Raw genomic sequence first — 17,593 nt, forward strand, 5'->3', positions numbered from 1 at the left:
GCCGGTCACATGGTTGAAAAGAGAAACAAACAAACTCCGCGTAAAAAACAGCAGTCTGTTACTGGTCGTACAGCCATTTCGGTGGAGATGTGGCGCTATCACTTGATGTGGGCGGTGGTTTTACTGTGCTTTATTGCATTGGTCGGGCGGGCTTTTTATGTACAAATCATCAATAAAGACTTTTTACAAAATAAAGCCAATGCCAAAATTTTAAGAACTGAAACCTTAAAAGCCATGCGCGGTGTAATCTATGACCGTCACGGCGTTCCTTTAGCCATTAGTACTCCGATCATGAAAATCGTGATCGATCCACGTGATTATTTTGACAATAAAAAACTCTTTGAAGAAATTACGGTGGAATTGGCTAAAGATCCAAACAACCGTAAGTTAAAACGTCAATTACCAGATAAAAATCTGAATTTAGATGAACTCGCTGATGCTGTAGGGATGGATCGTGCTGAACTGAGACGCAAAATGAATGAGCGTCCACGTTCACGTTATTTAGTTTTAAAGAAAGAAGTGCCACCACAACAAGCTGAATTGATCATGAAACGTGACTTTCAGGGGGTATATACCGAGAAAAACTATAAGCGCTACTATCCACAGCCTCAGCCAAACTCACAAATTATTGGTTTAACCAATAGTGAGGGTATGGGCATCGAAGGTTTAGAGATGCAATTGAATGAACGTCTTGCAGGCGTAGATGGTGCGCAGCAAATTGTCCGAGATAAAAAAGGCAACCGCGTTAAAGACCCTGAGATCGTGAAAGAGGTTGAGTCGGGTGAAAATATCACGCTGAGTATTGATTCACGTTTGCAATACATTATGTATCGTGAGTTGACTGCAGCCGGCGTAGCCAATAACGCACGTTCTGCCACAGCGATTGCCGTGGATGTCAAAACAGGTGAAATTTTAGCGATGACCTCTTGGCCGTCGTACAACCCGAATGATAAAAAAGGTGTCTTAAATAAAGATGCCATGCGTAACCGTGGTGCGATTGACTCTTTTGAGCCAGGTTCAACCATGAAGCCAATGACCGTGGCAATGGCATTGGAAAGCGGTAAATACACGGCAAATACGGTGGTAAATACTACACCGGGTTCTATGCGTGTAGGGAATCATACTATCCGAGATACGCATAACTATGGCCCTCTGACTTTGGGCGGCATTATTCAAAAATCGTCTAACGTCGGTGTGGCAAAAATCGCTTTATCTCTCCCTTATGAAACATTACCAACGTTCTATCAACGTCTTGGCTTTGGTCAACGTTCAGCGGTGAAATTCCCCGGTGAAAGTGCTGGTCTGATTTTGCCGAAGAGTAAATGGAATGTGTCTGAAGTAGCGACCATGGCTTATGGTTATGGTTTGAACGCTACAGTACTCCAACTGGCTGATGCTTATGCCATGATTGCCAATAAGGGCGTCAAAATGCCACTGAGCTTGTACAAGCTTGAGGAAAAGCCGAAAGGTGAGCAGATGGTTGACCCTAAAATTGCTGATCAAGTACTTTTAATGATGGAAGCAGTGACCTTGCCGGGTGGTACGGCACGTCAAGCCAATATTCCGGGTTATCGCGTGGCGGGTAAAACTGGTACAGCACATAAATTACGTGCAGACCGTAAAGGCTATTCGACTTCAGAATATCGAGCACTCTTTGCCGGTGTTGCACCAGTGAGTGATCCACGTTTGGCCATGATTGTTGTAGTGGAAAACCCGACAGGTCAGTATTACGGTGGTCTGGTGGCTGCACCAGTTTTCGCTCGTGTAATGCAAGAGTCTTTACGTTTAATGAACGTACCATTAGATAAACCTTTAGACACTCCTAAGATCCAGTAATAGGTGATGAATGAAAATTACGTTTCAAGATCTATACACCGTTGAACAGCCCGCTGAATGGATGTCGCAATCCTTTCAGGGCTTCAATCTGGATAGTCGCAAAGTTACAGCAGGGCAAATATTTATTGCCCTGACTTCGTTTTCGCAACCTGAAAAAACAGCACAATTTGCACGTACAGCGTTAGAGAATGGCGCGTTGGCTGTCATTTCAGAAACTGATTTGGGCTTGGATCAAAGTGTTGTGATTGCGGATGTGCGTCAATTGATGGGGCAGTGGCAAAAGCAATATTTACAGACGACTCAACCGGTTCAAGCTGCACGAATTTTGGCAGTGACGGGTACCAATGGTAAAACCACGATCTCTCGTTTAATCGCTGAATTACTCATGTTGCAAGGCAAAAAATGTGCAGTGATGGGAACCACTGGTAACGGAATTTTACCGAATTTAGAAGCCTCTTCTCACACCACTTTAGATGCGTTACATATGCAAAATGCATTGCATGCCTATGCGCTTGAGGGTGCAGAGTTTGCTGCCATTGAGGCAAGTTCGCATGGCTTAGAACAAGGTCGATTAAATGGCTGTGCAATTGAAATTGCCGCTTATAGCAATTTAAGTCGTGACCATTTGGATTATCATAAAACCCTTGAAGCCTATGCTGAAGCGAAATCACGTTTGTTTCAGTTTCCATCGCTCAAAGTTGCAGTCATCAATCTCGATGATGAACATGCAGAAGTGATGCTGAATGCCGCACGCCAAAACCCGGCTCAGCCTAAAATTTTGACTTATTCAACGCGTCAGGCTGCGGATTATCAAGTGACGGATATTCAATACAGCTTAACGGGCGCACAATTTAAATTGCGTACTGCTCAAGCTGAATTTGTGGTGCAAAGTCCATTATTGGGACACTTCAATATTGAAAATATTGTGGCGAGCTTAATTTCAGCGGAGCAAGCGGGTTTTGACTTATCTGCCTTGATCGCAACTGCGCCCAAGTTAAAAGGTGCACCGGGTCGTATGCAAGTGATCCGTGATGATGAGCGCCTGTTTGTGGTGGATTATGCACATACACCAGATGCTTTAGTTCAAGTGTTACAGACTTTAAAACGTCATGTATCGCAACAGCTATGGGCGGTGTTTGGCTGTGGTGGTGATCGTGACCGTGGTAAGCGTCCATTGATGACACAAGCGGCATTAAACCATGCAGATATTGCGTTGATTACCTCGGATAATCCACGTACTGAAAACCCAGAACAAATTTTTGCAGATATGAAGGCTGGTATTGATTTTACTGGAAAAACTGTCCATGAAATCCATGACCGCCGTGAAGCGATTAAATTCGCAGTCAACCATGCGCAAGCGGGTGATATTGTGGTGATTGCTGGTAAAGGCCATGAAAACTATCAAGAAATTGATGGTGTTCGACATTGGTTTGATGATGTGGTGGAAGTGAAATCAGCGATTGATTCCCAGCATCACAACACTGACTCGGCTTATCCAGCGCAATAGGAAACAGATATGCATACTTCAACGACCAGTACGGTTCCGTTAGAACCATGGACTGCCGAACAGTTGGTTCAAGCGACACAAGGTCACTGGCATAACAATCAAGCGCCGACAGGTTCTGTAAAACGAATTTTGACCGACTCACGTCATGCAGAGCAAGGTGACGCTTTTCTTGCCCTGAAAGGTGAACGCTTTGATGCGCATGACTTCCTTGCTCAAGTGGCTGAAAAGGGTTGTGAAATTGCCATTGTGAGTCATCCGGTCGATGTGGATATTTGTCAGTTGGTGGTTGCAGATACACGTTTGGCGCTTGGACATTTGGGTGCATTTCGTCGTGCCCAAAACCCAGCTTTAAAAGTGATTGCCTTGACAGGAAGCAGTGGTAAAACTACGACCAAAGAGATGCTCGGGAGTATCCTTTCTCGTCTTGCACCAACATTAATTACGCGCGGTAATTTAAATAATGACCTTGGCGTACCGATGATGTTACTTGAGTTGCGTCCAGAACATCAGTATGCCGTGATGGAGCTTGGTGCCAGTCATAAGGGTGAAATTGATTACACCTCAAATTTGGTACAGCCTCAGGTTGCCGGTATTTTAAATATTGGTACTGCTCATATGGGTGAATTTGGTGGGCGTGATGGCATTTGTCGTGCCAAGTCTGAAATTTATGCACATATAGCGAAAACAGGAACTTCGATTGTGCCTGCGGCAGATGATTTTACAGATGCCATTCGTCAAGCTGTGCAAACTGAGCAAGTAATGAGTTTTGGTCAGGGTGGGGATGTCTTTGCGACTGAGACGGAGCTTCAGGCTCAATCTTCACGTTTTATCTTAAATACGCCACAAGGTGCACGTCCTGTTCAACTGCCATTTGCTGGTGAACATAATGTGCAAAATGCCACTGCAGCCGCAGCTTTCGCGTTGTCGATTGGTGTGAGTTTAGATGATATCGTTGTGGGGCTTGAACATGCGACAGGTGCCAAAGGCCGTCTAAACTTTATTCAACATAAAGATTATTTGTTTATTGATGATACTTACAATGCAAATCCAACCTCAATGCGTGCTGCTGCTGATGTACTTGCGCAGCAAGATGGCATAAAAGTCATGGTCATTGGGGATATTGGTGAGTTAGGTTCATCTGCTGCACAGCAGCACTACATGTTGGGACGTGATCTTGTATCACACTCTGGTCTTCAATTTGTCGTTGCTGTCGGTGAGTTTTCACCTGCTGTGCAAGAAGGCGCGCGCAGTACACAATATGGTAAAAAATTACAGGCCTTTCTTACTCAAGAACAGGCTTTACCGTTATTAATTAGTCTAGTCAAAACACATCAGCCTCAGTCCATGAGTTTCCTGTTTAAAGGTTCTCGTTATACCCACATGGAAACTTTGATGGCTGAATTGATGGAGAAACTTTAATGCTGTTATGGTTATTTGAGCAGCTTGCGGGTTATCACAGCTCGTTTCAGGTTGTTCGTTATTTAACGCTTCGTTCGCTACTCAGTGTCTTAACGGCATTGGCCATTGGTCTGTTGCTTGGACCTGTGATGATCCGCAAATTGCAAGCTCTCAAATATGGTCAGGCAGTCAGTTCATTTGCACCTGAAAATCATGCAAAAAAAATGGGCACACCGACTATGGGCGGTGTGTTGATTTTACTGTCTATTGGGATTTCAACCTTACTTTGGGCCGATCTTTCAAACCCTTATGTATGGATTGTACTTGGCGTGATGGTGATCTTTGGTGCTGTTGGCTGGGCCGATGACTGGATTAAAATCCGTTATAAAGACAATGCCGGTCTACCTGCGAAGAAGAAATTCTTTTGGACTTCTGTGGCATCGTTAGGCGCCGGTATTGCACTTTATGTGATTGCGACACAGCAAGCAAACCCAGTACATACCTCAAATATGTTGGATCTGCTGATTCCATTCTTTAAAGAAATTAGCATTCCATTGTCTATTATTCCACTCGGTATTGGCTTTATTGTCTTTACTTATTTGGTGATTAACGGCGCATCTAATGCTGTGAACTTAACCGATGGTTTGGATGGTTTGGCGATTATGCCAATCGTTCTGGTTGCCGCAGGTTTAGGCGTATTTGCTTATCTGGCTGGTGATGTTCGTTTTGCCGATTATTTACATATTCCTTATGTGAAATACGCATCTGAACTTGTCGTGATCTGTGCAGCAATGATCGGTGCTGGCTTAGCATTCTTATGGTTTAATGCGCATCCTGCTCAAGTCTTTATGGGTGATGTTGGTGCTTTATCTCTAGGTGCGATGCTCGGTACGATCGCAGTCATGGTTCGTCAAGAAATCGTTTTTGCCATTATGGGCGGTGTCTTTGTGGTTGAAGCTATTTCTGTTTTCTTGCAAATTGGCTCACTGCGTATGCGGAACAAGCGTGTATTCTTAATGGCACCGCTGCACCATCACTATGAGAAAAAGGGATGGCGTGAAACTCAGGTGGTGATTCGTTTTTGGATTATCACAATTATGCTGGTAGTTTTGGGTCTAATGACTTTAAAATTACGTTAAGCAAATAAATAAACGAAACCGGCATTTGCTCCCACAGATGCCGGTTTTTTTATTTCAAAAATATAGTGGAGTAAATGATGAACCTGTTGATGTGTCCTGTATGCCGTGAAGCATTGAAACTCACAGAGCGGACATGGCGCTGTGAAAATAATCATAGCTATGATGTTGCAAAACAAGGCTATGTCAATTTACATGTGGTTCAACATAAACACAGTAAAAACCCGGGTGATACGCCTGAATCTGTACAGGCGCGTCGAGCATTTTTAAGTGCAGGTCACTATGCACCTTTGCAACAGGCAGTAGTGGCTTTGATTCAAAAGTTACGTGTTGAAAACTTGTTGGATATTGGCTGTGGTGAAGGCTATTACACCAATGCGATGCAAGCTGAAGTATTACAGTGTGTGGGTGTCGATATCGCTAAAAATGCAGTACAAGTGGCCGCTAAACTGAATAAAGAGGTGACTTGGGTGGTTGGGACAGGGGCAACCTTACCTGTATTAGATCATTCGATTGACTTGTGTACGAGTTTATTTAGTCCTATTCCTCAAGAAGAAATCCTTCGTGTGTTAAAGCCTGAGGGGCACTTGATGGTGGTTACACCTGCGCCAGAGCATCTTTATGCAATGCGTGAAGCCCTGTTTGAAGAAGTAAAACTACATGAACCGCATAAATTTGTGGAACAACTGGCGAATGATTTTGAATTGGAAAGTGAGCAAGTGGTACAAGCGAAAATGTCACTTTCTCAGCAGGATCTCAAAAACTTAATTGCAATGACGCCTTATGCCTATAAAGTGAAAGCTGAGCGTCGAGAAGCTCTAGAAAAAAATGAACAATTTGAGTTGCAAGCGCAGTATCAAATTTATCTCTTTAAAAAGAAATAATGCATTGGAAGTGATAAAAAAAGCCCTCGTTTGAGGGCTTTTTTTATGCAGCTTATTTACTGAACTTGATCGATGAGATGATCAAGTGCGTCAGTTTTATGCTCTGTACCTTGTGGTTTAGGCTGCATTGGTGGTGGCGCAGTTCGAGTCGGTGCAAGATTGGTTTCAGCAGCCCCTGGAAGATCTTCAAAATCATTTTGCGTAGCCTGTGGTTTTGGTACAACAGGAGCAGGACGATACAGCGGCTGAGCCATCGGCGGCGTTGCTGCACGATCTTGTTCAGGTTGACCTTGAGTCGCTTTAGCTGAATTGCGATTGATTGGATTTTTGGCATGAGTGTCTAAACGCACCCAAGCTTCAGGTGTGCCTTTGAGTGATTTCGCCATAAAATCTGACCAAATCGGCAGAGCTGCAACACCACCATATTCACGACGACCTAAGGTAGAGGGTTGGTCAAAACCGACCCAAGCCACAGTGACTAATTTTCCATTAAATCCAGCAAACCACGCGTCTTTTGCATCATTGGTTGTACCGGTTTTACCACCTAAATCACCGCGACCAATTTTTAATGCCGCACGACCTGTACCGTGTTGGATCACGTCACGCAAGATGTTCGCCATATCAAAGGCCGAACTTGACTTCAAAATTCGCTGAGCTTGTTTATAGTTTGCTGCTTCAGTATCTGAAATTTTCGATTCAACAGGTTTATTATCCTGATTAGTGACTTCAATCACTTCATCATCCGGCGTGGTCGGATCTGCTGATTCAACTTCGTCTTTTTGATTGATACATTGAATACATGCATATTCAGGATTGGCTTGATAAATCACTTTGCCATAAGCATCTTCAATACGGCTAATAAAGTGCGGTTGAATACGATATCCACCGTTGGCAAATGTCGCATAACCTGTCGCCATTTGAATCGGCAACACCTGTGGGGTACCTAAAGCAATGGTGTAGTTACGTGGAATTTGGTTTTCTTGTAAGCCAAAATCCATAAATAATTGGCGAGTACGTTCAATTCCGACGACTTGTAATAAGCGAACTGAAACTGTGTTACGTGATAAATAGAGGGCACGGCGTAGAGGTATCATCCCTAAATAGCGACCGTCAGAGTTTTTAGGCGTCCACTTGCCAATCGTAATTGGATTGTCATTGACCATGGAATACGGAGTCATGCCACGTTCAAGTGCTAAAGCATAAACAAAGGGTTTAATGGTTGAACCCGGCTGACGCCAGCCTTGTAAGGCACGGTTAAATTTAGATTGATAAAAATTATAACCACCGACAATGGCTTCAATACCACCATTGTTGGGATTAAGGGCAATCAATTGACCTTGTGCTTTTGGAATTTGTACCAAAGCCCATGAGCTTTTATCAGCATTTGGACGTAGGCGAATTATATCTTTTACTTTTACAATTTGTGAGGCTTTGCTTGGCGCATTGCCTACACTATTGGCATTGCGATAGGGGCGTGCCCAAGACAGACCTGACCATGGAACTGTCACACTACTGCCGTCTTGCATCAACACTTCGATACTGGTGTTGTTAACTTTAGTGACTTCGGCAGGGTATGTGTTGGCATATGGAATAAAGTTTTTTAATGGCTCATCATGTGCTTCTGCACCACGCCAACCATGTCGTCTATCGTAAGCTTCAAGACCATCTTGCACAGCTTGCTCAGCATAGGCTTGGCGTTGGCTGTTGATGGTGGTATAGACTTTATAGCCAGAATCTGTCGCTTGTTCGCCAAACTTTTCTACGAGCTCAGAGCGAACCATTTCCCCGACATAGGGGAATTTGTTGCTAACTCCGCGGTCAGGCATATCGAGATTAATTGGCTCAGCAATTGCTTTTTGATATTCCGATTGATTGATATAACCCAATTGCAACATACGTCCTAAAATCCAATTACGACGCTCTAAAGCACGTTTTGGATTGGCTACAGGATTATATTTTGATGGTGCTTTGGGTAGGCCTGAAATCATTGCCATTTGAGCCAAGCTCAAATCTTGCAAGCTCTTGTTATAATAAATTTTTGCAGCTGCTGCGATCCCGTATGCATTTTTGCCCAAAAAGATTTTGTTAACATACAGCGTTAAAATTTCTTCTTTACTTAGATTTTGTTCAATTTTTCGAGCAAGAAAAACTTCGGTTAGTTTACGTTTTAAAGTACGCTCTGGAGTGAGATAATAGTTTTTTGCAACCTGCATTGTAATGGTTGAACCACCCGTTTGCACATCTGAGCCCGTAATACTTTCACTGACGGCACGCCCCAATCCTTTGAAACTAATTCCGCTGTGTTCAAAGAACGAAGAATCTTCCGCAGCTAAAAAGCCATGAATGAAATGAGACGGGATTTGGTCGTACTCTACAGGAACCGAAAGTTTGCCACCATATTCTGCAATCAGCTCATTATCAGCACTATAAACTTGCAATGGTTTTAATAATGGAGCCTTTTTTAAGATGGACATTTCAGGCAAAGACGGGGCAATATAGAGATACATGCCATAGAAACCCATTGGAATTGCGACCAAAACAATAATAATGGCCAAAAAAAATGGATGAACAAGGCCTGAACAAGATAGCTTTTTCATAACAAGTAAGTTTTAATAAGAGCTAATGGCAAACTAATTGGTGGTCAGTATATCCTTTCGATATACGGATTGTTAGATGAGTTATTGTATCTGTATAAAATTATAGACCAATGCTAATTAGTGGGTTAATTTTTTTGGGGATAAAAAAATAATAGGAATTATATTGTGCTCAGGTTATATCGTAAGCCAAATAAGGGGTTAATAGGAGTAGATATTAGTTCGACTTCTGTTAAGGTTTTGGAACTTTCTGTAAAGAGTGGGCGGTATTGGGTAGAAAGCTATGCTTTGGTGCCATTACCAGAAGGAAGTGTTGTTGAAAAGAACATATTGAATCCGGAAGCTGTCGGTGACTGTTTAGAGCGCGCAATTAATTTGGCCAATACGCAGACCACTAATGCAGCTTTGGCGGTTCCAACGTCGATGGTGATTACAAAAATCATCGAAATGGACGCAGATATGAACGATGATGAACGTGAAATTCAGATTCGTGATGATGCTGAGCAATATATTCCGTTCCCACTTGATGAAGCGAGCCTTGATTTTGAGGTCTTGCCAGATCGTCTGTCCAACCCAAATCGTGTCAATGTTTTGCTTGTCGCTACGCGTATTGAAAATGTTGAAGCGCGTGCGGAAGTCATTCAGCTTGCTGGTCTTACACCAAAAATTGGTGATGTAGAAAGCTTTGCAATTGAAAATGCATTTAAAGTTTTCTCAGATACTTTGCCAATGGGTGTGAATACCGTGGGTATTTTAGATATTGGTCATAGTATGACGACCTTATCTGTCATGCAGAATAACAAAGTGATTTATACCCGTGAGCAAGTGTTTGGTGGCAAACAATTGACACAGGAAATTCAAAATCGCTATGCATTGTCTTTCGAAGAAGCAGGTCGAGCGAAAAAAACACGTGCCTTGCCAGATGATTATGATATCGAAGTCTTAGAACCCTTCTTAGAAGCTGTCGTTCAACAAGCAGCACGTTCTTTACAGTTCTTTTTCTCATCTTCACAGTTCAACGAAATTGACCATATTTTATTGGCAGGGGGGAATGCCAATATTCCGGGGCTTGCAAAATTACTTCAACAAAAATTGGGTTACCGCGTCACGATTGCCAATCCATTCTTACAAATGGGTTTTTCACCTCAAATTGATATTAAAAAAATTGAAAATGATGCCTCATCACTCATGGTGGCATGCGGTCTAGCATTGAGGAGTTTTGATTAATGGCAAAAATTAACTTGCTCCCTTGGCGTGATGAGCTAAGAGAGAAACGAAAAAAAGAATTTATTGCACTTTGTATTGGGGCTTTCTTAATTGGGGTAATTGGGGTGGGTTTAACATGGTTGTACTTTGATCACAAATTAAAAGATCAAGAACAAGCGAACCAATTGATTATCAGTCATAACCAAAACTTAGATGTTCAATTAAAGTCTTTGGATGGTTTACAGGAACAGCGTAATGCCATTATTGAACGAATGAAGTTGATTCAAGGCTTACAAGGTCAACGTCCAATCGCTGTACATCTTGTAGATGAATTGGTTCGTGTGACACCTGCCAATATGTACATCACAAAATTTGAACGTAATGGCGACAAATTTATGATCGAAGGGCGTGCGGAAAGTCCAAACACTGTTGCAGATCTACTGCGTAATTTGGAAGCATCACCTTGGTATCGTAATGCCTTCATGAGCTCATTCCTTGTGGCGGAAGAGAAAAAAGACAAAGCGCCGACGTCAGTGGTTCCTCGCGTAGAAGAATCTTATGGTGCATTTACTGTGACTGCTGATTTGGAGCAAATTGCGCAGCCGACCATTAATGATCCAGCAGCAAATGCAGGACAGTCAGCTTCATCGGCGCAAACATCTGACGCACAAACTGCAGCAGAACCAACTCCGGAGGCTGCAAAATGAGTCGTGATGAATTTGAACAATTGAATCAAGATGCTGTGGTTATTCCGAAAAAGAAAATGACTTTTGATAAGTTTGTACAGCAGTTCAATACGCTAGATCCGAATAACTATGGTAGTTGGCCAATTTCAGTCAAAATTACATGTTGGATTTTTATCATTATCCTTGTGGCAATTTTGGGCTATTTCTTGGCGATTAAAGGCAAGATTGAAGCTATTTCAAGTGCCAATGCACAAGAACAAAATTTGTTAAATGAGTTTCGTGAAAAAGATTCAAAACTACGTAATTTGCAACAATATCAATTGCAGTTGCAGGATATGGAAGCACGTTTTAATCAACAGTTAGAACAATTGCCGAAAGAAACTGAAATTCCAGGTTTGGTTGAAGATATCAACTTAACAGGCGTGAATTCTGGATTGAAATTTAAAATTATTCGTCTTGAGCCTGAAGTGAAGCAAGAGTTCTTTACGGAACAGCCGATTCATATTGAGGCAACAGGTGATTACCACGCCTTTGGTTCATTTGTAAGTGGTATTGCGGGGCTCTCACGGATTGTGACTTTGCATAATTTAACGATTACAGCAACTGAAAATAAAGAAAAGAACTCAGATATTCCAAAAATTGACTATGTGATTTCTGCAAAAACATATCGTTATGAAGGGAATACTGAAAGTGCTGCGAAAGCTGCAGATTCAGCAAGCACACAGGAGGCTCCAAAATGAAAATGAATAAATTGGCACTTTCTGTGATGGTTGGATTTGTATTGGCTGGTTGTGAATCACGTATTGATGTGGTCAATCAAGAGATGGCAAATATACGCAATCAAGCTCCACTAGCGATTGAACCTGCGCCAGATTTTGTACCTGTCGAAACTTTTAATTATGCGGCGCACTCTTTAAAAAGTCCGTTCTTGCCAAGTTCATTGGCAGCAGAACTTAAAATCATGGCAGGTAAGCGTGTTTATCCAAACTTGAGCCGTCAGCCTCAACCTTTGGAGAGTTATGCACTCGAAACCCTGAATATGAAGGGTAGTATGCGTAACCAATCTGGGCAAATATTAGCCTTGATTCAGACACCTGATGGTGAAGTTGAGCGTATTCAACGTGGAAGTTATATGGGGCTCAATCATGGTCGAGTGGTAAATATTACCCCGACTCAGATTGATTTGATTGAGATTATTCCGGATGGGCGAGAAGGATATGTAGAGCGTCCTAGAAGTCTCATATTAATTGGACCAGCACCTTAAGCTTAAAGGAATAAAAATGAAGAATAGTGTACAAGATTTTATTTTTGGGGATGGCAATACAATGAATCATGTGTTTCGTCAGTTTTCGATGGGGGCTGTTGCAATGGCGATGATGCAAGTTGCCAATGCTCAGGTGAGTGTAACCAATGTGGTACCAATGCAAATTCCAGGTCAAGGGACTGAAATTCGCGTGATGTTTAATGGCTTGCCGCCGCAACCACAAGCTTATCAACTCGATCAACCATCACGACTAGTTTTAGACTTTGATAAAGCACAGCAAAATTTAAAACAAAGTTCAATTCCTGTTGCAACGGCTGAAGCGAGCACTGTGGATGTGAGTTCGGATGCACAACGTGCGCGCTTAACTGTGAATTTAGCCAATGCTGGTGCTTTTACCACGCGTGTTGAAGGTAATACCTTTATTTTAAAAATCAACTCTGCACAAGCTGCAAATTATGTACAGCCTGTAGCACAACGTCAGCAACAGGGCATCTCAAATATTGGTTTCCACCGTGGTTCTAATGGTGAAGGTCAAGTTGTTGTTGATTTACTGGGTGGAAATACTCCCGTTGATGTTCAACAGCAAGGCAGTAAAGTGGTGATCCGTACTTTAGGCAATAAAGTACCTGCACATTTGACGCGCCGTTTAAATGTCAATGATTTTGCAACGCCAGTTGCTACGGTTGATGCACATAATGATGGCGGTAATGGGGTGATTACCATTCAGTCGACGGGTAGCTATGAATATATGGCGTATCAAACGGATAATAAATTAACGGTGAGTTTGAAACGTCCGGAAGATAAGAATCCATTACGTCCTAAAGCCGCAAATCATTACACCGGTAAGAAAATTTCATTAGACTTCCAAGATATTGAAGTACGTCGTGTGCTACAACTTTTGGCTGATTTCACCGAAATTAATATGGTTGCTGCTGATACCGTACAAGGGAATATTACACTTCGTTTGAAAGACGTGCCTTGGGATCAAGCGCTAGACATTGTTTTGAAAACCAAGAATTTGGATAAACGTCGTAATGGTAATGTGATTTGGATTGCGCCTGTATCTGAGTTGATTAAAGCGGAAGAAGAAGAAGCTAAAGCTATTGCACAAAGTGTTAAATTGGCACCGTTACAAACTGAGTATATTCAACTTAGCTATGCTAAAGCCGTAGATATAGAAAAGTTAATTACCGAAGGTCGTAATTCAAAAAACTCGAATTCTAATTCTAATTCTAATTCTAATTCTAACAATACAGACCCTTTAGGTGACAGTATTGGTTCTTTATTAAGCCCACGAGGAACAGTTTCTGTAGATCCTCGTACTAATATGCTGATTATTAATGACACATCACAAAAAATTGATCAAATACGTAAAATGATTGATTTATTGGATGTTTCCGTCAAGCAAGTCATGGTCGAGGCGCGTATTGTAAAAGCGTCTACCGACTTTACGAAAGAAATGGGAGTGAAATGGGGAATCCTGTCTCAAGGGATTAACCAAAATGACCACTTATTGGTAGGTGGTAGTGATACCACACTTTGGGACTTAAAAACGCCAGATGATGATGGGAAATATACCATTCAACGTCCAAGTAACTTAAACGTGGACTTAGGTGTAACTGCTGAGGGGGCGAGCCGAATTGCCTTTGGCTTGATTAGTCTTTCTGATTTTATGTTGGATTTAGAACTTTCTGCTTTACAAGCGGATGGTTATGGTGAAGTCATTTCTACACCAAAAGTACTGACAGCGGATAAACAACAGGCCAAAGTTGCATCAGGTCAAGAGATTCCGTATCAAACCACAACGGGTACCGGTTCAAATGCGACCTCTTCTACTGAGTTTAAAGAAGCTTTATTAAGTCTTGATGTCACGCCTAGCATTACTCCTGATGGTAAAGTTCAAATGAAGCTGAATATTAAGAGTGATTCACCAGCTGGTTATGCGCAAAATGGTGAAATTATCCTAAATAAAAATGAAATTAATACTGATGTCTTGGTCAACAATGGAGAGACTGTTGTTCTTGGTGGAATATTCGAACAAGAAAATTCTGTCAATCAAACGAAGGTTCCTTTCCTTGGAGATTTACCATATGTAGGAAGACTTTTCCGTAAAGATATGAAATCTGATAAAAAGAGAGAGTTGCTGATTTTTGTTACTCCGCGAATTGTTAATGACAGTGTTACGAGAAATCATTAATATATTTTCAATTTAACAAAAGAAATAGGTGACTCCTTGCCAAGCAAAGAGTTTGAAACCCTACCAAATATCTATTTGGTAGGGCCAATGGGGGCAGGAAAAACAACCGTAGGGCGACATTTAGCAGAATTGTTAGGACGTGAATTTCTAGACAGTGATCATGAAATTGAACGTAAAACAGGTGCGACCATTCCTTGGATTTTTGAAAAGGAAGGGGAAAAAGGCTTTAGAAGTCGTGAAACGAATGTCATTGATGAGTTAACTGCAAAGAAACAACTGGTCTTAGCGACTGGCGGTGGTGCTGTGACTCAGCCCCCAAATCGTGAATTTTTAAAACAACGTGGTATTGTTGTTTATCTATATACTCCGGTGGAAATTCAGTTACAACGAACCTACCGCGACAAAAATCGCCCACTTCTTCAAGTGGAAAATCCAGAGCAAAAGCTACGAGATTTATTGGCTGCCCGTGATCCGCTTTATCGTGAAGTCGCGCACTATATTATTGAAACCAATCAAGGTGCTGCGAGAGATCTTGCGCAAAAAATTTTTAATTTAATTGTTTCACAAAATATATCTCGTTAGAAAAGGTTAAATTCATGCAAACCTTACATGTTGAACTCGGTGATCGTCGCTACCCTATTTTTATTGGGAGTGACCTTAATCCACAAACTTTACTTGAGCCTTATATTCAGGGTAAACAAGTGATGATTGTCTCTAATACCACAGTGGCCCCGCTCTATTTAAAACATTATGTAGAAGCAATTGAGGCATTAGGGAAAACTGTTGCGACATGTATTTTGCCTGATGGTGAAAAGTATAAAAATTTAGACCATTTGAATTTAATTTTTGATGCCTTGCTCGAAGCAGGCTTTAACCGCGATTGTACGGTTTTGGCATTAGGTGGTGGTGTCATTGGAGATATGACCGGTTTTGCCTCTGCATGCTATCAACGCGGTGTGTATTTTATTCAAGTGCCGACGACTTTGCTGTCTCAAGTGGATTCAAGTGTCGGTGGAAAAACCGGGATTAACCATCCACTGGGTAAAAACATGATTGGTGCCTTTCAGCAACCCCAAGTGGTCCTTGCGGATATGGCGCAATTAAAAACTTTGCCAGCGCGTGAACTTTCTGCAGGTTTGGCCGAAGTGATCAAATATGCATTGTTAGGTGATGTTGAATTCTTAGCTTGGCTTGAACAGCATGTGGATGCTTTAGTTGCAGGTGATGCAACCTTGTTGGCTGAAGCGGTTTATCGTTCATGTGCTCATAAAGCGCGTATTGTGGCCAATGACGAAAAAGAACAAGGCGAACGTGCGTTATTAAACCTGGGTCATACCTTTGGTCATGCGATTGAATCGTACTTGGGATATGGTGAATGGTTACATGGTGAAGCCGTTGCAACAGGGATGGTAATGGCTGCAGATTTGTCCCAGCGTATGGGTTGGATCACTGCTGAAGATTTAGAACGTACAAAAAAAATCATTTTACGTGCACAATTACCGATAGTTTGCCCTAAAATTCCGCTAGAGGATTTTTTGGCGTATATGTCTCATGATAAAAAAGTATTGAATGGGCAATTACGACTTATTTTACTGAAATCATTAGGTCAGGCCATCATCACCAAAGAGTTTGATGTTGAGTTAATGAAACAGGCAATTTTGGCAAATCAGGCAGAGTAGGTACATCATGGCAGCGCGGCAGTCTCAATGGCAAAAAGTTCATCACTACGCATGGTTGGTGGGTGGAGCTGTGTGTCTGTTCGCTGCATTGGTTTTCTGGGCGATTACAGATACCAAAGAATTGGTTGAAGTTGAAAAACAAGCTGAAACTGAAGTGGATTTGCAAATTCAGCCCGAGAAAGTGGCGGCAATGTCCCATCTTGGTGCATTAAATGAAGAAGTGCGTCCGCTGGATATGACGACACGTGTGGTTGCTACAGCTCAACATGAGCCAGAATTTCGCGGCACTAAATTTATCAATGATTCTGCCAAACTTTATGGTGTTGAATTATTTCGGGTTTCTGAAGAAGATATTTTAAAAAGCTTCTTACGTAAGCAGCCTGAGCGTCACAAATTTATTTATCTACGTCTTTCTGGTGAAGACCATCCTGAGCAATACGTCATTTTAACAGGACCATATTCGTCGCAAAATGATGCCAAAGCTGCAATGTCGAGCCTCAACATCGCTTTGCCTGCTTCAATCAAACCTGAGGTTGTTGAATTTAAACAATATCAAGCATATGTGAATGACTTAGGCACGGAAGAAATGTCGTCGAGTCAAAAGTTATATGCTGTTAAATTAAAATCTGTACCTTTACCGAAAATTGATGAAGCTCAAATCGCCGCACGAAAAGCAGCGGCTGCAACGACGGTAACAACACCAACTAATGCAACGACAAGTACTACGGTGACACGTCGAGATGCTGAAGGAAATGTGATTGATGTGCAAAAATCACAAAGTAGTGTAGATGCACCACGTCCAAAACCTGCACCGGTAGAACAAGAAGTAACCGATCCTTTTAATTAGTTCTAAAATAGCGCAAGACGTCTTAGGAAAAGCTTAAACTGCACAGAAAAAGTGCATAAAATAAAAAAAGAACAATTTGAATTATTTGTTATAACTAAAAAATGCTTGTAATCAGCCATCTTAGGAGAAAATGCATCAAGTTGGCATATAAATTGCTTAATTGGTGCGTAAATTGAACTTTTCTCCCTGTTTTGGCGCGAAAATGATTCGATAAAAGTGCGAAGTCATTAATCCAGTCGTTATCCCTGATCTGAACTGCAAAAGCAGAAAATTTGACTTTTTATTCATGCATCAAAGATGAATTCGGTTTATCTTAAGGGTGTGAATAAGAAATAATTTTGCTCGACAGAACAATTCAT

Annotated in this window: 14 protein-coding genes; 13 read left to right on the forward strand and 1 reads right to left on the reverse strand. The window is 41.8% G+C overall.

Translation table 11 applies throughout. The features are described from left to right. Nucleotides 1-9 precede the first annotated feature (9 nt). The 5 genes from ftsI (at nucleotide 10) to MST17_RS01595 (ending at nucleotide 6,761) form a co-directional block, all read left to right on the forward strand. Entirely contained in the window at nucleotides 10-1,836 is a 1,827-nt protein-coding gene (ftsI, locus tag MST17_RS01575) for a penicillin-binding protein PBP3 (RefSeq protein ID WP_180026113.1), read from the forward strand. A gap of 10 nt (nucleotides 1,837-1,846) precedes the next feature. Then, on the forward strand, nucleotides 1,847-3,343 hold the full coding sequence (locus tag MST17_RS01580) for a UDP-N-acetylmuramoyl-L-alanyl-D-glutamate--2,6-diaminopimelate ligase (RefSeq protein ID WP_180026112.1): 1,497 nt from the start codon (nucleotides 1,847-1,849) through the stop codon (nucleotides 3,341-3,343). A gap of 9 nt (nucleotides 3,344-3,352) precedes the next feature. Continuing rightward, nucleotides 3,353-4,762 carry a UDP-N-acetylmuramoyl-tripeptide--D-alanyl-D-alanine ligase gene (gene murF, locus MST17_RS01585; protein WP_078192536.1) on the forward strand — a complete coding sequence of 470 codons (1,410 nt, stop codon included), beginning with the start codon at nucleotides 3,353-3,355 and terminating at the stop codon, nucleotides 4,760-4,762. Then, a complete protein-coding gene (gene mraY, locus MST17_RS01590) occupies nucleotides 4,762-5,880 on the forward strand; it encodes a phospho-N-acetylmuramoyl-pentapeptide-transferase (RefSeq protein WP_078189386.1) in 1,119 nt (372 codons plus the stop codon). The genes murF and mraY overlap by 1 nt, the downstream gene beginning before the upstream one ends. A gap of 77 nt (nucleotides 5,881-5,957) precedes the next feature. Then, entirely contained in the window at nucleotides 5,958-6,761 is an 804-nt protein-coding gene (locus MST17_RS01595; RefSeq protein WP_180021660.1) for a putative RNA methyltransferase, read from the forward strand. 56 nt (nucleotides 6,762-6,817) lie between these two features. On the opposite strand, the gene ponA is transcribed toward MST17_RS01595, so the two are convergent. Continuing rightward, complete coding sequence (gene ponA, locus MST17_RS01600; protein ID WP_180026111.1) at nucleotides 6,818-9,358, reverse strand: penicillin-binding protein PBP1a; 2,541 nt, start codon at nucleotides 9,356-9,358, stop codon at nucleotides 6,818-6,820. A gap of 165 nt (nucleotides 9,359-9,523) precedes the next feature. Between ponA and MST17_RS01605 the strand changes: the two genes are divergently transcribed. The 8 genes from MST17_RS01605 to MST17_RS01640 all read left to right on the forward strand — a co-directional run bounded on the left by MST17_RS01605 (nucleotide 9,524) and on the right by MST17_RS01640 (nucleotide 17,234). Beyond that, entirely contained in the window at nucleotides 9,524-10,582 is a 1,059-nt protein-coding gene (locus tag MST17_RS01605; RefSeq protein ID WP_078192532.1) for a pilus assembly protein PilM, read from the forward strand. Beyond that, complete coding sequence (locus tag MST17_RS01610) at nucleotides 10,582-11,268, forward strand: PilN domain-containing protein (protein ID WP_180026110.1); 687 nt, start codon at nucleotides 10,582-10,584, stop codon at nucleotides 11,266-11,268. The genes MST17_RS01605 and MST17_RS01610 overlap by 1 nt, the downstream gene beginning before the upstream one ends. Further along, entirely contained in the window at nucleotides 11,265-11,987 is a 723-nt protein-coding gene (locus tag MST17_RS01615; RefSeq protein ID WP_078189381.1) for a type 4a pilus biogenesis protein PilO, read from the forward strand. The genes MST17_RS01610 and MST17_RS01615 overlap by 4 nt, the downstream gene beginning before the upstream one ends. Then, the gene (locus MST17_RS01620; protein WP_078192530.1) at nucleotides 11,984-12,511 is read left to right on the forward strand and encodes a pilus assembly protein PilP; all 528 of its coding nucleotides are present in this window, start codon (nucleotides 11,984-11,986) and stop codon (nucleotides 12,509-12,511) included. The genes MST17_RS01615 and MST17_RS01620 overlap by 4 nt, the downstream gene beginning before the upstream one ends. 61 nt (nucleotides 12,512-12,572) lie before the next feature. After that, the gene (gene pilQ, locus MST17_RS01625) at nucleotides 12,573-14,708 is read left to right on the forward strand and encodes a type IV pilus secretin PilQ (protein WP_180026128.1); all 2,136 of its coding nucleotides are present in this window, start codon (nucleotides 12,573-12,575) and stop codon (nucleotides 14,706-14,708) included. A gap of 36 nt (nucleotides 14,709-14,744) precedes the next feature. Continuing rightward, nucleotides 14,745-15,290, forward strand: coding sequence for a shikimate kinase AroK (aroK, locus tag MST17_RS01630; RefSeq protein ID WP_078189378.1), 546 nt, complete (start codon nucleotides 14,745-14,747; stop codon nucleotides 15,288-15,290). Between the two features lie 14 nt (nucleotides 15,291-15,304). Continuing rightward, a complete protein-coding gene (gene aroB, locus MST17_RS01635; protein WP_180026109.1) occupies nucleotides 15,305-16,387 on the forward strand; it encodes a 3-dehydroquinate synthase in 1,083 nt (360 codons plus the stop codon). Between the two features lie 7 nt (nucleotides 16,388-16,394). Then, nucleotides 16,395-17,234 carry a hypothetical protein gene (locus MST17_RS01640; RefSeq protein WP_180026108.1) on the forward strand — a complete coding sequence of 280 codons (840 nt, stop codon included), beginning with the start codon at nucleotides 16,395-16,397 and terminating at the stop codon, nucleotides 17,232-17,234. The last annotated feature ends 359 nt before the right edge of the window (nucleotides 17,235-17,593 follow it).

The organism is Acinetobacter sp. YH16056_T (assembly GCF_024605895.1).
GTDB classification, from domain to species: domain Bacteria; phylum Pseudomonadota; class Gammaproteobacteria; order Pseudomonadales; family Moraxellaceae; genus Acinetobacter; species Acinetobacter amyesii.